Origin of the sequence: Streptomyces sp. 8K308, from assembly GCF_004348315.1 — a bacterium.
GTDB lineage: Bacteria > Actinomycetota > Actinomycetes > Streptomycetales > Streptomycetaceae > Streptomyces.
Map to the genome: position 1 here is coordinate 1 of NZ_SMKC01000019.1, position 14,402 is coordinate 14,402.

Annotated in this window: 15 protein-coding genes; 9 read left to right on the plus strand and 6 right to left on the minus strand. The window is 71.4% G+C overall.

All coding sequences use genetic code 11. From position 1 onward, the window contains the following. Positions 1 to 58 precede the first annotated feature (58 nt). From E1265_RS05065 to E1265_RS05075, 3 genes are read left to right on the plus strand one after another with little or no spacing between them, the layout of a single operon-like run. Complete coding sequence (locus E1265_RS05065) at positions 59 to 913, plus strand: sugar ABC transporter permease (RefSeq protein WP_132929025.1); 855 nt, start codon at positions 59 to 61, stop codon at positions 911 to 913. Next, on the plus strand, positions 910 to 1,791 hold the full coding sequence (locus E1265_RS05070; protein WP_132928997.1) for a carbohydrate ABC transporter permease: 882 nt from the start codon (positions 910 to 912) through the stop codon (positions 1,789 to 1,791). The genes E1265_RS05065 and E1265_RS05070 overlap by 4 nt, the downstream gene beginning before the upstream one ends. 4 nt (positions 1,792 to 1,795) lie before the next feature. Then, on the plus strand, positions 1,796 to 3,055 hold the full coding sequence (locus E1265_RS05075; RefSeq protein ID WP_132928998.1) for a glucarate dehydratase family protein: 1,260 nt from the start codon (positions 1,796 to 1,798) through the stop codon (positions 3,053 to 3,055). A 25-nt stretch (positions 3,056 to 3,080) separates the two neighbouring features. On the opposite strand, the gene E1265_RS05080 is transcribed toward E1265_RS05075, so the two are convergent. Further along, a complete protein-coding gene (locus E1265_RS05080) occupies positions 3,081 to 4,229 on the minus strand; it encodes a substrate-binding domain-containing protein (RefSeq protein ID WP_132928999.1) in 1,149 nt (382 codons plus the stop codon). A 437-nt stretch (positions 4,230 to 4,666) separates the two neighbouring features. Between E1265_RS05080 and E1265_RS05085 the strand changes: the two genes are divergently transcribed. From E1265_RS05085 to E1265_RS05100, 4 genes are all read left to right on the plus strand, one after another. Continuing rightward, positions 4,667 to 7,090, plus strand: coding sequence for an ATP-binding protein (locus E1265_RS05085; protein ID WP_132929000.1), 2,424 nt, complete (start codon positions 4,667 to 4,669; stop codon positions 7,088 to 7,090). Next, positions 7,071 to 7,547, plus strand: coding sequence for a roadblock/LC7 domain-containing protein (locus tag E1265_RS05090; RefSeq protein WP_132929001.1), 477 nt, complete (start codon positions 7,071 to 7,073; stop codon positions 7,545 to 7,547). Before E1265_RS05085 ends, E1265_RS05090 begins: the two co-directional genes overlap by 20 nt. A 76-nt stretch (positions 7,548 to 7,623) precedes the next feature. Then, positions 7,624 to 8,016, plus strand: a complete 393-nt coding sequence (locus E1265_RS05095) for a DUF742 domain-containing protein (protein WP_132929002.1) — start codon at positions 7,624 to 7,626, stop codon at positions 8,014 to 8,016. Then, positions 7,991 to 8,593: an ATP/GTP-binding protein gene (locus E1265_RS05100; RefSeq protein ID WP_132929003.1), complete on the plus strand. Its 603-nt coding sequence runs from the start codon at positions 7,991 to 7,993 to the stop codon at positions 8,591 to 8,593. Before E1265_RS05095 ends, E1265_RS05100 begins: the two co-directional genes overlap by 26 nt. 74 nt (positions 8,594 to 8,667) lie before the next feature. Here E1265_RS05100 and E1265_RS05105 read toward each other — a convergent pair whose 3' ends face one another. Then, complete coding sequence (locus tag E1265_RS05105) at positions 8,668 to 10,764, minus strand: hypothetical protein (RefSeq protein WP_243740544.1); 2,097 nt, start codon at positions 10,762 to 10,764, stop codon at positions 8,668 to 8,670. Positions 10,765 to 10,904: 140 nt separating this feature from the next. Here E1265_RS05105 and E1265_RS05110 point away from each other — a divergent pair, with 140 nt between their 5' ends. Continuing rightward, entirely contained in the window at positions 10,905 to 11,333 is a 429-nt protein-coding gene (locus tag E1265_RS05110) for a type I restriction enzyme endonuclease domain-containing protein (protein WP_243740545.1), read from the plus strand. Here the strand turns inward: E1265_RS05110 and E1265_RS40615 are convergent. The 3 genes from E1265_RS40615 to E1265_RS40620 all read right to left on the minus strand — a co-directional run bounded on the left by E1265_RS40615 (position 11,284) and on the right by E1265_RS40620 (position 12,389). Next, positions 11,284 to 11,412 carry a hypothetical protein gene (locus tag E1265_RS40615; protein ID WP_347877158.1) on the minus strand — a complete coding sequence of 43 codons (129 nt, stop codon included), beginning with the start codon at positions 11,410 to 11,412 and terminating at the stop codon, positions 11,284 to 11,286. The two genes, E1265_RS05110 and E1265_RS40615, sit on opposite strands and share 50 nt — an antisense overlap. A gap of 87 nt (positions 11,413 to 11,499) precedes the next feature. Continuing rightward, the gene (locus E1265_RS05120; protein ID WP_347877154.1) at positions 11,500 to 12,141 is read right to left on the minus strand and encodes a DUF5753 domain-containing protein; all 642 of its coding nucleotides are present in this window, start codon (positions 12,139 to 12,141) and stop codon (positions 11,500 to 11,502) included. Further along, positions 12,138 to 12,389: a helix-turn-helix transcriptional regulator gene (locus tag E1265_RS40620; protein ID WP_347877155.1), complete on the minus strand. Its 252-nt coding sequence runs from the start codon at positions 12,387 to 12,389 to the stop codon at positions 12,138 to 12,140. Before E1265_RS40620 ends, E1265_RS05120 begins: the two co-directional genes overlap by 4 nt. Before the next feature lie 209 nt (positions 12,390 to 12,598). Here E1265_RS40620 and E1265_RS05125 point away from each other — a divergent pair, with 209 nt between their 5' ends. Beyond that, positions 12,599 to 13,063: an ATP-binding protein gene (locus tag E1265_RS05125; protein WP_243740546.1), complete on the plus strand. Its 465-nt coding sequence runs from the start codon at positions 12,599 to 12,601 to the stop codon at positions 13,061 to 13,063. An 813-nt stretch (positions 13,064 to 13,876) separates the two neighbouring features. Here the strand turns inward: E1265_RS05125 and E1265_RS05130 are convergent. Continuing rightward, positions 13,877 to 14,347 (minus strand): DIP1984 family protein, encoded by a 471-nt coding sequence (locus tag E1265_RS05130; RefSeq protein ID WP_132929005.1) that lies wholly within the window; start codon positions 14,345 to 14,347, stop codon positions 13,877 to 13,879. Positions 14,348 to 14,402 lie beyond the last annotated feature (55 nt).

A 14,402-nucleotide genomic window follows, 5' to 3' on the forward strand; every position in this document is an offset into this window, starting at 1 on the left:
GCGCCCGAGGGCCCGGCAGGCGTCCGCGCCGCGGCTCCTCGGGCGGCGGGCGGCCCGCCTGCTCACCCCCTGGCTGTTCCTCGCCCCCGGCCTGCTGATCGCGCTGTACTTCAAGTTCATCCCCCTCGCCGAGGGCATCCGCTACAGCGCGCAGGAGGTGCAGCCCTTCCTCGGCAACGAGTGGGTGGGCCTGGACAACTACCAGCGGGTCCTCACCGACGAGCGGTTCCGCGAGGCGTTCGGCCACACCCTGCTGCTCGGCATCGGCCAGACCTTCGGCGCCATCGTCGTGGGCTTCCTGCTCGCCCTCCTCCTCGAGGGCCAGGCCCGCACTCTCTGGCTGGTGCGCAGCGCTGTCTTCCTGCCCGTCGTCACCGCGCTGGCCGTCGTCGGCGAGGTGTGGCGGCTGATCTACCAGCCCACGCCCGACGGGTTCCTCAACACCCTGCTCGGCTATCTCGGCGTGGGACCGCTGCCGTTCCTCGACAGCCCGGACAGCGCGCTGTGGTCCGTGATGGCCGTCGGCGTCTGGGTCGGCGCCCCCTACAACATGGTGATCATCCTCGCCGGTCTCGCCGGCGTCGACCGATCCCTCTACGAGGCCGCCGCCGTCGACGGTGCCTCCGTCTGGCAGCGGTTGCGGCACATCACCCTGCCCGCGCTCCGCCCGGCCATCACCATCATGCTCACCCTCGCCGCCATCCGCAGCCTGCGCATCTTCACCGAGGTGTACGTGCTCACCGGCGGCGGCCCGGCCGGCTCCACGGAGGTCTGGATGACCCGCGTGTTCTCCCTCGGCTTCCAGCGCAACGACATCGGTGTGGCCACCGCCGCCTCGATGCTGCTGCTGGCCGTCACCCTGCTCCTGACCGTCGCGGTCCGGGTGCTCCGCCGAGAGGAGAGCCGCTCGTGAGCGCCCGCCCGTCCGCCGCCAGGACCAGCCGGTTCGACACGGCCCTCGGCTGGTCGCCACGCCTTGGCCCCGCCCTGGTCCTGCGCGCCCTGCTGGCCGCGTTCGCGCTGTTCGTCTTCGCCGTGCCGTTCCTCACCATCGTCGCCGGCGCCTTCGGCGGCAGGACCACCGAGCTGTCCCTCTTCCCCGGCGAACCGACGCTGCGGAACTTCCAGGTCGCCGGCGAGCGCGGCCTGTGGGACTTCTTCGCCAACTCCCTCGTCATCGCCGGCGGCGGCCTGCTGCTCCAGATGACCGTCTCGGTGCTGGCCGCCTACGCACTGGCCCGCCGCCGCTTCCGCGGCCGCGCCCTGGTCATGGTGGCCTTCCTGTTGACGATGATGCTCCCCGAGGAGATCATCGCCGTGCCGCTGTCGCTGGTGCTCGGCGACCTGCCCGTGCTGCACCTGAGCCTGCGGGGCACCGTGCTCGGCGTGATCCTGCCCGTGGGTGCCTGGGGCTTCTCGGTGCTGGTCATGACCGAGTTCATGAAGGACATCCCCCACGAGATCGAGGAGTCGGCGCGGCTCGACGGGGTGGGCGAGCTGCGCATGCTGGCACAGATCATCCTTCCGCTGTGCCGCCCGGCCCTCGGCGTCATCGGCATCTTCGGCTTCCTGATGATCTGGGACCAGTACCTGCTGCCGATCATCGTCGCCGACAGCCCCGACGACTACACCCTCACCGTCGCGCTGTCCGTGCTGCGCTCCGACCCCCTCGTCGGCCAGGGCGTGTTGCTGGCCGGCGCGCTGATCGCCCTGCTGCCCAGCCTCATCGTCTACTTCTGCCTGCAGAGCTCCCTGATCCGCGGCATCACCGCCGGCGCCACCAAAGGATGACCCCGTGAGGATCGACGACCTGACCGTCACCCCCATCGCCTTCCCCGACCCGCCACTGCTCAACGCCGACGGCGTGCACGAGCCGCTGGTGCTGCGCTGCGTGTTGCGCCTACACGCCGGGGACGGCGAGGTCATCGGCCTCGGCGAGTGCGCCGGCGACCGCGACCAGCTCGACCGCCTCGCCGTCGCCCGCCGCGTCATCATCGGCATGGACGTGTTCGCCACGACCGCCGTCACCCAGGCCGTCGACCAGGCCCTCGGCGGCCCGGGCGGGCCGCTGACCGCGTTCCAGCGGGCACGGGTCGCCTCCGCCATCGAGGTCGCCTGCCTGGACGCCCAGGGCAGGATCACCGGCCGGCCGGTCAGCGACCTGCTCGGCGGAGCCGTCCGCGACGCCGTGCCCTACAGCGCCTACCTCTTCTACAAGTGGGCCGAGCACCCCGCGCTTGACGGCCGCCCCGCCATCGCCGACCCGTGGGGCCCCGCCCTGGACCCGGAGGGCGTGGTGCGGCAGGCCACCCGCATGATCGACCGCTACGGCTTCCGCTCCATCAAGCTCAAGGGCGGCGTCTTCCCACCGGATCAGGAGATCGCCGCCATCCGGGCGCTCGCCGAGGCCTTCCCTGATCGCCCGCTGCGGCTCGACCCCAACTGCGCCTGGACCCCGGAGACGTCCCACCACGTGGCGCGCGAACTCGACGGCGTGCTGGAGTACCTGGAGGACCCGACCCGCGGCCTCGACGGCATGGCCGACGTGGCGCGGACCGCACCCATGCCGCTGGCCACCAACATGTGCGTCGTCTCCTTCGAACACCTCCGCCCGGCGGTGGAGCGCGGCTCGGTGGGCGTGGTCCTCGCCGACCACCACTACTGGGGCGGGCTGCACCGCACCCGCCAACTGGCGGCCGTGTGCGAGGCGTTCGGCATCGGTCTCTCCATGCACTCCAACTCCCACCTCGGCATCAGTCTGGCCGCCATGACCCATGTGGCGGCCGCGACCCCCAACCTCACCTACGCCTGCGACACCCACTACCCATGGAACGCCGGCGAGTCGGGCGTCGACGTGGTGCGCCCCGGCACCCTGCGGTTCGTCGACGGCAGCGTGCCCGTCCCCACCGGCCCCGGCCTGGGCGTGGAGCTCGACCCGGACTCCCTCGCCCTGCTGCACGAGGCGTACCTGACGGCCGGGCGCGAACGCCGGGACGACACCGGCTACATGCGCCGGATCCATCCCGACTTCGACCCGACGCTGCCACGCTGGTAGCGCGCGTGCGCGGCGCGGCGGTCCCTCACCTGCCCCAGATCTGACGGTACGCCTCGCGGTAGCCGTCGGAGTCCCAGAAGACGGCGCCGCCGCTGTTGGCGGCCGTGGTGACGTGGACGGGCGCCACGTACTCGCTGGCGGGCTGGCCGGCGAAGGCGCGGTTGAACTCGTCGATGATCTGCCACCCCTGCTCGGTGAGCGGCTCCGGCACCGTGGCGGCCTGGTACTCCCGGCCGTTGACGCGCTCGAAGGCCGACGGGTCGCCGTCCCCCGCCCCGATGTTGAACGGCGCGCCGTCGCCCTCGATGCCGGCGGCGCGCAGCACGGGGGCGGCGTGGTCGAAGTACAGGTCGTTGATGGCGGCGGAGTGGGTCCAGCGGTCGCCGAAGCGGTCGAGCAGGGCGGTGATCTCGTCCGGGGTGCGGGCGTTGGCCTCGCCGATGGGGATGTCCTGGGAGCTCAGCACCGTGATGCCGGAGCAGGTCTCGAGCTCCCGCTCGATGAGGTCGGACTTCTGCCTGGCGAAGGGGATCGACGCGTCGGTGAACAGGACCACGCCCGCGTTGCCGTTGGAGTCGGCGATGATCCAGTCGGCGCTGATCCGCGCGACGTCCTCGGCCCTGGACGTGATGTTGGTGAACAGCGCCGGGTCCTGGCTGGGGCCCGGTTGGGCGACCGCGTGCCAGCCGATCAGCGGGATGCCGGCCTCGTCGGCCCGCTGGACCTGTTCGGCCGTGCTGGCGGGATCGAAGCCGCCGATGACGATGCCGTCGGGGTCGAGGGCGATGGCCTCGTCGAAGGCGGCGCCGATGCCCTCGGCCGTGCCCCGGCCGTTCAGGACCTGGACGTCCCAACCGACGACCTGCCCGGCCTCCTGGACGCCCCGGGCGACGCCGGCCACGCCGGGGTTGGTCATGGTCTGGGCGACGAAGGCGATGCGCTGGCCGGAGACGGCCGCCGGCCCCGTCGTGGGGCCCGACCACGTGGCGTCGACGTCCTGGGCCTCCTCCACGGCCTCCCTGGCCGCGTCGACGACCGTGGGGCAGCCGGACTCGGCGGACTCGCCGTCAGGGGGCGTGGGATCAGGGGAACCACTCTCGCAGCCGGCGACGGTGAGGGCGGCCAGGACGAGGAGCACGGCGGCTGGCACGGGCGCCTTGCGGACGGGGTGCACGGGATCTCCTTACAGGGCGCGAGGGTTCGGATCGGGCGGCATGGCGCGGGGCGGCGGGAGCGGAGACGGGACCGGCGGCGAAGGCGGCGGCCATGGCGCGCCCCGGACGGGAGAGGCCCACGCGGCTGACGGCGATGACGCCGGCCGCGACGGGACCACGAGGAAACCCCAGGTGGTGGCCGAGGCTCGTAGGGCAGGGAGGGTAGCAGGGTCCGGTTCCGACCGACACGCCCGGGTCCTGACAGCCGGTGCGGCTTCGTCCTCGACGCCGAAGAACACCTCCAGCACCAAGATTTAACGGAATTTTTGCAATCAGCGGCTGATCACATATACCTCCGAATGGATCACACCGGTAATGTCCCGCACCCCGGCCCCCGTGGTCCCGCGACTAGCGACGCCTCGGTCACCGTTCACCAGCACAACGAAGGAGGGACGTGGTGTCTGCGAACCCAGCGGACCCGTCACTCGCCCCTGAGCCACCCGACGAGGCCACGCCCGCTGACGAGTCGCCACGGCTCCGGACGAGGGCGGGCGCGGCTCTCGACCGGTGGCCGTTCCGCAGAAAGCTCAACGTCCTGGTCATCGCGCCCGTCGTGGTCCTCGGCACCCTGCTCGGCGTCGGCGTCGTCGACCGGGTGCAGGAGGCGGTGCGCGCCGGCAGGACCGCAGACCTGGCGCGCGACAGCGAGGAGGTCGCGCGGCTGATCAACGAGGTGCAGACCGAGCACCGCGAGGCGCTCGTGCTGTCCGTGGAGTACGAGTCCGCCGCACCGGGCGCCCCGTTGCCGTCGTTCAGCGACTACCGCGAGGCGCAGCGGAGGACCGACGCGCGCGTCGAGTCCGTGCGGTCGGCCTTCGGCTCCGACCTGTCGGACGACGAGACCCAGGCGCTCGACTACCTCCGCGGCCTCACCGTCCTGCGCGAGCGGCTCGAACGAGGCCACGTCCCCAGCGCCAACATCGACCCCGCCTACTCGTCGGCGGTCGACTTCCTGATCGACGGCATCGGTCTCGACCGGTTCCGGGAGGGCTCGTCCGCCTCGGTCATCGCGCGGCTCGACACGGTGCTGCGCGCCAACGCGGCGCACGCGTCGTTCGAGACGGCCGTGTTCTCCGCGCAGACCCGTGACTCCAACGCCCTCACCGAGTACTCCCGCGCGGTCGGCGCCCGCGAGCTCTTCGAGCGCCAGTCGGACCGGTTCGTCCGGATCGCCACCCCGGACCAGGCCCTGACGCTGAGCGGCATCGGGCGCGCCGCCGAGGAACAGGGGATCGAGGCCCGGTTCCTCGAGCTCCAGGTCGACCCGAGTTCGCTGCAGGCCCAGACGCCGGACGAGCTGAACGAGGCGATCAGCGCCGGAGCCGAGCAGTCCGACATCCGCCTCGGCATCACCCAGTCGCTGATCGAGGAGCTGGCCGTCCAGGCCGACGACGCCTCAGCCAGCGCCCTGCGCCAGGCGCTGCTGATGGTCGCGCTCTCCCTGCTCGGCTTCGCCGCCTGGCTCTCGTTCACGTTCCTGGTCAGGCGCTCCGTCGTCCGCCCCCTGACCGACCTGACCAGCGCCGCGCAGGACGTGGTCGACGTGGCCGGCGAGGAGCTCGCCCGCGTCGCGGACGACGAGTCGGGCGACGGCACGCCCCTGCGGCCGCGCCCCATCCCCGTCCCGGTCCGCGACGAGATCGGCAGGCTCGCCGAGACCTTCAACGAGGTGCAGGCCACCGCCGCCGCGCTGCTGGAGCGTCAGGTGCTGAGCCGCCGCAACGTCGCCGAGATGTTCGGCCACGTCGGGCACCGAGTCAGCAACCTGGTCACCCGTCAGCTCACGCTGATCGACGCCCTCGAACGCGAGCAGACCGACGCCGACCTCCTGGACCGGCTCTACCGCATCGACCACATCGCCGTGCGCCTCCAGCGCAACGCGGACAGCCTCATGCTGCTCGCCGGAACCCGCGAGTCAGCCGTCGACGCCCAGCCGACCACGCTGGCCAACGTCATTCGCGCGGCGCTCAGCCAGATCGAGGGATACCAGCGGGTGTCGCTCAGGTCCGAGACGGCGTTCTCCGTCGCCCCCGACATCGTCGGCGACCTGACGCTGATGCTCGCCGAACTGCTGGAGAACGCCGCCGCGTTCTCCCCGTCCCACACGCCCGTTGAGGTGATCGTCCGGCCCGGCACCGACGTCACCCAGGACGGCGGCTCCCTGGTCGAGATCATCGATCACGGCATCGGCATGAGCGCGGAACGCCTCGCCGAGGAGAACGCCCGGCTGGTCCGCCGTGCGCGGCTCGACCTCGTTCCGACCCAGGTGCTCGGCCTCTTCGTGGTCGGCGCGCTCGCCCGCCGCTGGGGCGTGCGGGTCGCGCTGAGCCGCACCCCGGGCGGCGGAGTCACCAGCACCGTCTGGATCCCCTCCGCGCTGCTGCTCGACGAGGACGACGCGAACGGCGGCCCGGCACCGACCCCGGTCCTGCCGAGCCCGGCGCCGCCGCGGGGTCCCACCCCGACGCCCGTCGACGCGGAACCGCGCCTCGTGGCCTCGGGGCTCCCCCTCCGCTCCATTGTGAGGCCGGCCGGCGACCCCGCCTCCGGAGCCGCCCCCACCCTCGAAGGGCCTCGTCGCCTGAAGCGGCGGGTGCGGGGGGCGACGCTGGCCAGGACGGCCCCACCGGTCGACCGGGAGACACTCGCCGTACGGCGGCCCCTCGACGCCGACGCGGTCCGCTCGGAACTCGACGAGTTCGAGTCCGCGGTACGCAGGGCGGAGCGGGACAGCACTCCGCCCGGGACGGACGACGCATCATCATCAGCCAAGGCACAGAAGGAACAAGAGGAGTTGGGCAGTGACCACGTCGACCGGTGACAGCAGCCCAGAGCTGGCGGAACCCACCAACCTGCAAGCCGCCGCGGCCGACTTCACCTGGTTGCTCGACCGGTTCGCCACCGAGACGGCGGGGGTCGTCGACGCCATCGCCGTGTCATCGGACGGCCTGCTGATCGCCGTCTCACAACTGCGTGACCAGGGCGACTCCGAGCGGCTCGCCGCGATCGTCTCCGGCCTCACCAGCCTCGCCGCGGGCGCGTCCGGCAACTACGGCCTCGGCGGCCTCAACAAGGTCATCATCGACCTGGAGGGCGGCCACCTGCTGGTGTCGGCCATCGGCTGCGGCGCCGTGCTCGGCGTGGTGGCGACCAAGGAGGCGAAGCTCGGCAACATCGCCTACGAGATGACCCTCTTCGCCAACCGGGCCGGTGCCGCGCTCACCCCCCAGCTGGTGCTCGAGCTGAAGAAGAGCGTCGGCGCCACACCGGCCGGCTGAACGGCATCGCTCGGGAGCGGACGGCATCGCTCAGCATCGCTCGGGAGCGGACGGCAGCGGGGAAGAAGGGATCGTCATGGACGTCGGGGAAGCCGCCGGCACGCCGGAGGAGCCGGCACGCCGCGCTTCGGCGATCCGGCCTTTCCTGCTGACCGCCGGCCGGGTGTCGGGGAACGGCACCGGGCCACCCATCCCCCTGGAGACCCAGGTCGTGTCGACGGCGACCGGGCTCTCCGCCCTGCACTCGCTCTCCTTCGAACACCACGACATCGTCGCCGCCTGCCGCCGACCACAGTCGGTGGCCGAGCTGGCCGCCCAACTGCGACTGCACCTCAACGTGGTGCGCGTGCTGGCCGAGGACCTGTGCACCGCCGGACATCTGGCGATCCACCGGCCGAACGCCGCGACAGTCCAGGACATCTCCACACTGCGAAGGGTTATCGATGGTCTCCGTGCCGTCCCCGACTGAACAGCCGCCGCTGCCGGTCAAGATGGTCATCGCCGGCGGCTTCGGAGTCGGTAAGACCACCGCCGTGGGCTCGATCTCCGAGATCCGCCCGCTCACCACGGAGGCCGCGATCACGGAGGTCGCGGCGGGCGTGGACGATCTCACCCACACCCCGGGCAAGACCACCACCACGGTCGCCATGGACTTCGGCTGCATCACCATCGACCCGACGCTGAAGCTCTACCTGTTCGGCACGCCAGGCCAGGACCGGTTCGGCTTCATGTGGGACGACATCGTCGAGGGTGCGATCGGCGGCCTGGTCATCGTGGACACCCGCCGTCTCGACGACTGCTACGCGGCGGTGGACTACTTCGAGCACCGGGAGATCCCCTTCGCGGTGGCCGTCAACGCGTTCGACGGCCAGGTCGAGCACGATCTGGACGAGGTGCGGTGGGCGCTGGACGTCGCCGCGCACACGCCGCTGCTCGTCTTCGACGCCCGCAAGACCGGCTCGGTCCGCGACGCGCTGCTGGTCGTCCTCGAGATCGCCCTGTCCCGCGCCGAAACGGCCCAGGTCGCGACCAGCGGCCGCGGCTGAGCGGGCCGGCCTTCTGCTCAGCGGTGCGCCCGGCCGCGCCGCTCCCGCGAGGTCGGCGGCGCAGCGCTCCCCGGTCAGCGGCGCCGTTTGCGGCCACCCTTAGCCCCGGCGGGGCGCCGTGCCATGCGAGCCCGGCCGAGGCGGGCGGCGGGGGTGCGAAAGGCGCGGGCGACCAGCTGCCTGAGCTCCTCAAGTCCGGCCCGGTCCGGATGCGCGGAGTCCAGGGCGGCGGCGACCGCGTCCCTGGCCTCCGGCCCCTGGGCACGCAACGCCTCCTCGGCGCCGTCCCGGCCCCCCGCCAGCTCCACGAGCTGGAGCAGGCTCTCGGCGAGCACCAGCAGCTGTTCGGCCTCGGTCATGTCCTCGGGGGCCAGCAGCTCACGGTGTGCCAGTTCGTTCAGCGCGAGCGGCGCCAGCTGGGCATCGCCCCGCAGTTGGCGCAGCAGCCGTTCGCCCTCGCCGTCCGGCAGACCCGTCAGCAGCACGGCCAGCATCGCCTGCGCACGGGTGCGGAAGGCCATGCTCCCCGCGGCTTCGGTGAGTTGTCGCAGTGCGGCGTCCCGCTCGCCGCGTGCCGAGAGCCAGCCCGCCAGCTCCACGCGGGCGGCATCCGGGGGGTAGTCCTCGGCCAGCACCCCAAGCAGGCCGGCCGCCGGCGCCTGGAGCAGCTCACCGATCAGCGGTGCGTCCCGGCCGGCCGCCAGCAGCCGCTGCCGTACGCCCCGGGTGCCCAGCTCGGTGAGACGGACGAGTTCGACCGACTCGGCGGTCAGCTCCGCTCGCCGGGCGCTGGCGCGCTTCCGTACCGCCGGGTCCGCCGCCACCCCGGCGACGCCCAGCAGCTCCGCGATCTCCGGCGGCATGTCAGCGGGCGGCTCCCCTCCGGGTTCGGGAAGGTCGGCGTCAAGAAACACCGGATCGGCCACGCCACGACCGCGGTCGATCGCGCCGAGGTCGACCAGGGCGTCGAGCACCGTGCGCAGGTCCCGGTCGGCGTGGTCGAACCACATCCGGTGTTCGGCGTCCGACCCGCCGTTCAGCTGGAAGCGGGCCCGGTAGGCCAGGTGTACGGAGTCACGCAGCCACGGCCAGGGCATCGGGTGCGGCAGGCTGTAGAGCGTGTTCAGCACGTCCGCCAGAACGTCCTCGTAGATGTCGAAGAGCATCGACTCCACGTGCCAGCCGCCGCGCGGACCGATCAGGGGCTGCCGCAGCTCGAAGCACGCCTCAAAGGCACGCAGCCACAGCTGAAGCGGGTCGGCCAGCACCGGCCGTGCCTTGGCCACCGCGTACAACCGCCCCCTGGTCACCCGGACCAGCCGTGCCTTCTTCGCCCATTCCACCAGCAGCCCGAGACGCGGCAGGTCGGCCGACGAGCGCACCCCCTCGACGTTGTCGCCGGTGCCCAGCACGTCCACCAGCTCACGGGCGTCGGCCATCCGCAGCCGCCCCGTCGCCGTCACCGCGCGGCCGTCGCGCCCCGCCCACTCGGCGAGCCCGCGCAACCGTGCCACGATCGCCGACGACTCGGCCTGTCGGCACAGCTCGTCGTCCGGGGGAAGCGCCACGGGCAGCTGCGGTTCGGCCCGGTCCACGCCGGACAGCGCACGGCCGGTCAGCCTCCGCTCCATGATCGCGTTGAGGACCTGCCTGTCGTAGGCGACCTCTCCGCTCCGCGCCCGCTTTCCGAACCGCTGCAACGCCGCCGGGTCGAAGACGTCCACGCCCTGCTCGGCCGCCGTCGTCGCCCAGAACTTCGCCAGGCCCCAGCGGGTGCGGTCCGCCATCGCCGCCGGATAACGCCCCGCCGCCGCGTCGACCGCCGCGAGGGAGTCCTGGAGTGCGGGGCCGCGCGGGTCCGCAAGACGCTCGGCGTGCAGATAGCTCAGCAGCGTGCGCAGCGTGCCCGGCGCGACGCCGCGCTCCTCCCCGGGGAGCTCGGTGATCGTCTCCGGCAGCCAGGAGAGCAGCAGCTCCTCCACGTGCCGCGGCTCCCAGAGGCCCAGCCGGCCGTCGGCCGTCGCCCGGTGCCGGTAGTCAAGCGCCGCCTCGGCCAGCGGCTCGTCAACTGGCATGTCCCGCTCGCCGGCCCACCGGAGCAGCCGGTCGACGAACAGCCGGCGGGCCGCCTCGTACTCCTCCTCGGCCCCAGCCTCGAACCGCATTCGCATGTGCCCGCCCAACCTGTCCCGGTGCTCTTCCTGCCACGCCACGCTACCGCCGAACCACGACTCGGATGTGGCACGAGCCCTCCAGAGCCCCCTGCGCGACCTGGAGGTGAGCCTGCGCAACTGGATCCATCGTCGAGTTCATGAGGTGCCTGGTCGAGCTGGCGAAGGAGGTGTCCGCCGACCGGGGCCAGGCCAGAACCCTCGGTTTCACGGAAGACGAGCTCGCCTTCTACGACGCACTGGCCGCCGCCCCGTCCGCCGCAGAGCAGATGGAGGACACACTGCTGGCGAAGATCACACATGAGTTGTACGAGCAGATCCGTAAGGCCGTCACAGTCGACTGGAAGGTCAAGGAGCAGGCCCGTGACCGGATCATGGCCAGAGTGCTCCGGCTCCTACGAAAGCGCGGCCACCCACCGGACCGGCAGCCGGCGGCGGCGATCGAGCGTGTGCTGAAGCAGGCGGAGGACATGGCGGACACGCTGGCGTCAACGACGCATCCTGAAGCGCGCCACATGCTCATAGGCCCCCTCGACCAGCGTCGATGTCCGCGAACATCCCTGCCTTGACGGAGGCTATAAGTGCACCGACAGCCATGCGGCTAGTGACGACCACCCGAGTGGGGTCCTCGCTCTCGCGCAGCGCAATGCCTGTGTGAGCTGCGGCAAGCTCAACGCAATTATTGCCGCCTCCACCAGAATGACGATCGCTGCCAACCGGTCCTCACGGCTCCTCTCAGATCTCACGCGCAATAGATGTGATCACACCCTGCGACCTACTCGCGGACAACGCCGACTCCTCCATGAGGTCAAGCAGGGAACGATAATTCGCCAACGGCGTCGCCGCATCCGCGAACAGCGGCCCATAGGCGGTGTCCAACTGAACGGTGTCAAGCTGTGGCACTACCCCCTGCGCATACAGGATGGACTGTCCCGCTCCGTGGAAGCTTCCCGCGCTGAACGGAATCACGACAATGGTGACGTTGTCCCGGTCAGCGGCCTCTGCCAGATGATTCAGTTGTCGACGTGCTACATCCCTGCCACCGAACTGCATGCGCAGCGCGGCCTCGTGAATGATGCCGACATAGAGAATCGACCCGTCCCCATCCGAAATCGCCTGACGGCCAAGCCGGTGAGCCACACGCAGCTCAACCTCCAGACGCGGAAGCGCCGGCACCACGAGATCGAACAGGGCTCGGGCGTGTTCCTCGGTTTGGAAGAGTCCTGGCAGGTGCACCGTCTGCGCCGTCCGGATGCGCGTCGCGTAGTACTCGACCTCGCACACGTCGAGGAAGCCGTCGGGCAGCTTTCCTCGGTACTCGTCCCACCAGTGCTTCGCTGTCCTCGTCCGAGCCATCTCGGCAAGCGCGTCAGTCAAAGCCTGGTCGGGGCACCCGTACAGGCGGGCGAGTTGCCGAACCTTCTGTTCGTGATCCCCGTGCGCCCCGCCTCGATGTTGGAGACCATGGTGCGGTCCACGCCAAGCAGCCGAGCCGCTTCTCCGACAGGGATGGCGGCGTGTTCCCGTATCCGCCTGAGCTCGGTTGCCAGTCGCCGCTGACGCCCTGTTGGCGTGCTCCGCTGAGCCATCGGCCTCTCTCCAAGCGCGCCGCTACGCCAGCGCATCCACACACAGTTAGTGAGCAGCCAGTCAACTCACTCTTTTGTGGAAACTGAACTCACACGTGAGTTCTTCAGCTACTGACGAGACGCCACCACACCGCCACGCGGAAGCGCACCGCCCCACCACCCCGGAGGCGGCAATGACACCGCCGACGGTACAAACCCGGGTGGCGCCGACCCCATCCGTCACGTACGCGCCGCAGGGGGTGCACGTGTATCGAGAGCCCCAGCCCATCCCGCTCACCGAATCCTGGTTCTACGAGCTTCAGTTCCCCCGCGACCCGCGCGGACCGCGTATCGCACGGCTGACGCTGCGCACCGTTCTCACCCACCACGGTCTGGACGAACTCACCGACCGCGCCGAGGTTCTGACGTCGGAGCTGGCCACCAATGCCGTGTGCCACACGACCGGGCCGGCCTCCGTCAGCCTCACCTGGGCCCACCCGACCCTCCGGGTCAGCGTGTGGGACGCGTGTCCTACGCTCCCGGCAATGCTCCCCGACGCCGCACTGCCGCTCGACGCCGTCGGTGGCCGCGGGCTGTTCCTCCTCGACCGCTTGGCCGACCGGTGGGGCGGCTGCGCCATCGGTGATGGACCATGGGGCCCTGGCGGCAAGACCCTGTGGTTCAAACTGCTTCTGGGGAACGCCGAGTCGGCGGCCGCAGCCGCCGCATAACGCGGCCGCCGGTCGAGTAATCGGCCGCGAGAGGCCGAACGCACGTGGGCTGACGCCAGCCCGAGGTGCTTCGCTACCCGGCGGGACCGCTCGGGCGGGACGGTTTCTCCAGCCCGCCTCGGTCAGTGCCGCCGCTCGCGGACACCTGCACCCCTGCGGGACGCCGGGTTCGCCAGGCACGGCCGCGGCGGGGCCAGGGCGAGTGAAAGGCCCCGGCCGCGAACTGCCTGCGCTCTCAAGTTCGGCCCGGTTCGGAAGGCTGGAGTCCGAGGTGCGGCAGGCGACCGACTCCCTGGCCTCCGCCCCCTGGGCGCGCGACGCCTCCTCGACGCTGTCCCGGCCGCCCGCCAACTCCACGAACTGAAGCATGGTCTCGGCAAGCACCAGCGGATACCCGAGCCTCGGTCATGTCCTCGGGGGCGGCAGGTCACGGTGCGCCGGTGCGTTCGGCGCGAGCGGCGCCAGCTGGACGCCGCCGCGAGCCCGGGTGACGCACCCGGCCCGCCGACATCGCACCTGCCGTCCCCACTCGCCGCACGCGGCGGCGGGTGAGACACCGGGGACACCGGCGGCGGCCTCATCGCCCGGATCGTGGAGATCCCCGTTCCCGCCCTCACCGCCCCGGATCTGCACGTGGTGATGCGCTGTGCACGGTGCACGGTCACCTGTGCGGTGTGCTGAGCTACTCCGTGACGAGGGGAATCGAACCCCCGCGCTGCTCACCACGCGCCAGGAAGAGCCGGATCAACCGCCGGCCCACGGTCTGTGCACGCCTCCGAGAACGGCTACCCGCTCCACGATCCCGAGCCTGGCTCAGTCCACCAGGTCGACCTCCCAGTTGGCACGCTGTATCCGTACGTCGACCTCCCGGATCTCGCGGGCCAGCGCATCGGCCTGAGCACGGAGTTCGCCGACCGGCAGCGCGGAAAGCATCCGCAGCTCCGACCGCAACTGGCGGACGGCCCCACGCTGATCCCGACCCGCGGCCGCGTCGGCCGCCGAGGTGATCACCGCGTGCCGCAGGCGCAACACGTCCCGGCGCGCGAGCGCGTCGGTGAGGGTGACACCTCCGTCGATCACCGTCATGGCGTTGGTCCTGTTGATCCGCCGGATCAGGGTCTCGAGCTCGTCCAGGGTCTCCCCGGTCTCGGTCAGCAGGCTTGCCGCGTCCTCAGCGGGCACCTCGCCCTCCTGATAGCGGGCGCTACCGACCACCCGAGCACGCAGCTGCTCGATCCGGCGCGCCGCCTCCGCACGCAGGGCCAGCCCCTCGGCAAGCTTCACGACTCCCCACCTCTCTCCGTCCCACTGGAGTGTGTCCCCCAACGGTCCTCCGTGC

Bases quoted from the DNA above. Each gene is read 5' to 3' on its own strand.
- E1265_RS05100 (WP_132929003.1), top strand. From the start codon at position 7,991: ATGGTCTCCGTGCCGTCCCCGACTGAACAGCCGCCGCTGCCGGTCAAG.
- E1265_RS40620 (WP_347877155.1), bottom strand. From the start codon at position 12,389: ATGCGCTGGCGTAGCGGCGCGCTTGGAGAGAGGCCGATGGCTCAGCGG.
- E1265_RS05105 (WP_243740544.1), bottom strand. From the start codon at position 10,764: ATGCGAATGCGGTTCGAGGCTGGGGCCGAGGAGGAGTACGAGGCGGCC.
- E1265_RS05095 (WP_132929002.1), top strand. From the start codon at position 7,624: ATGGACGTCGGGGAAGCCGCCGGCACGCCGGAGGAGCCGGCACGCCGC.
- E1265_RS05110 (WP_243740545.1), top strand. From the start codon at position 10,905: ATGAGGTGCCTGGTCGAGCTGGCGAAGGAGGTGTCCGCCGACCGGGGC.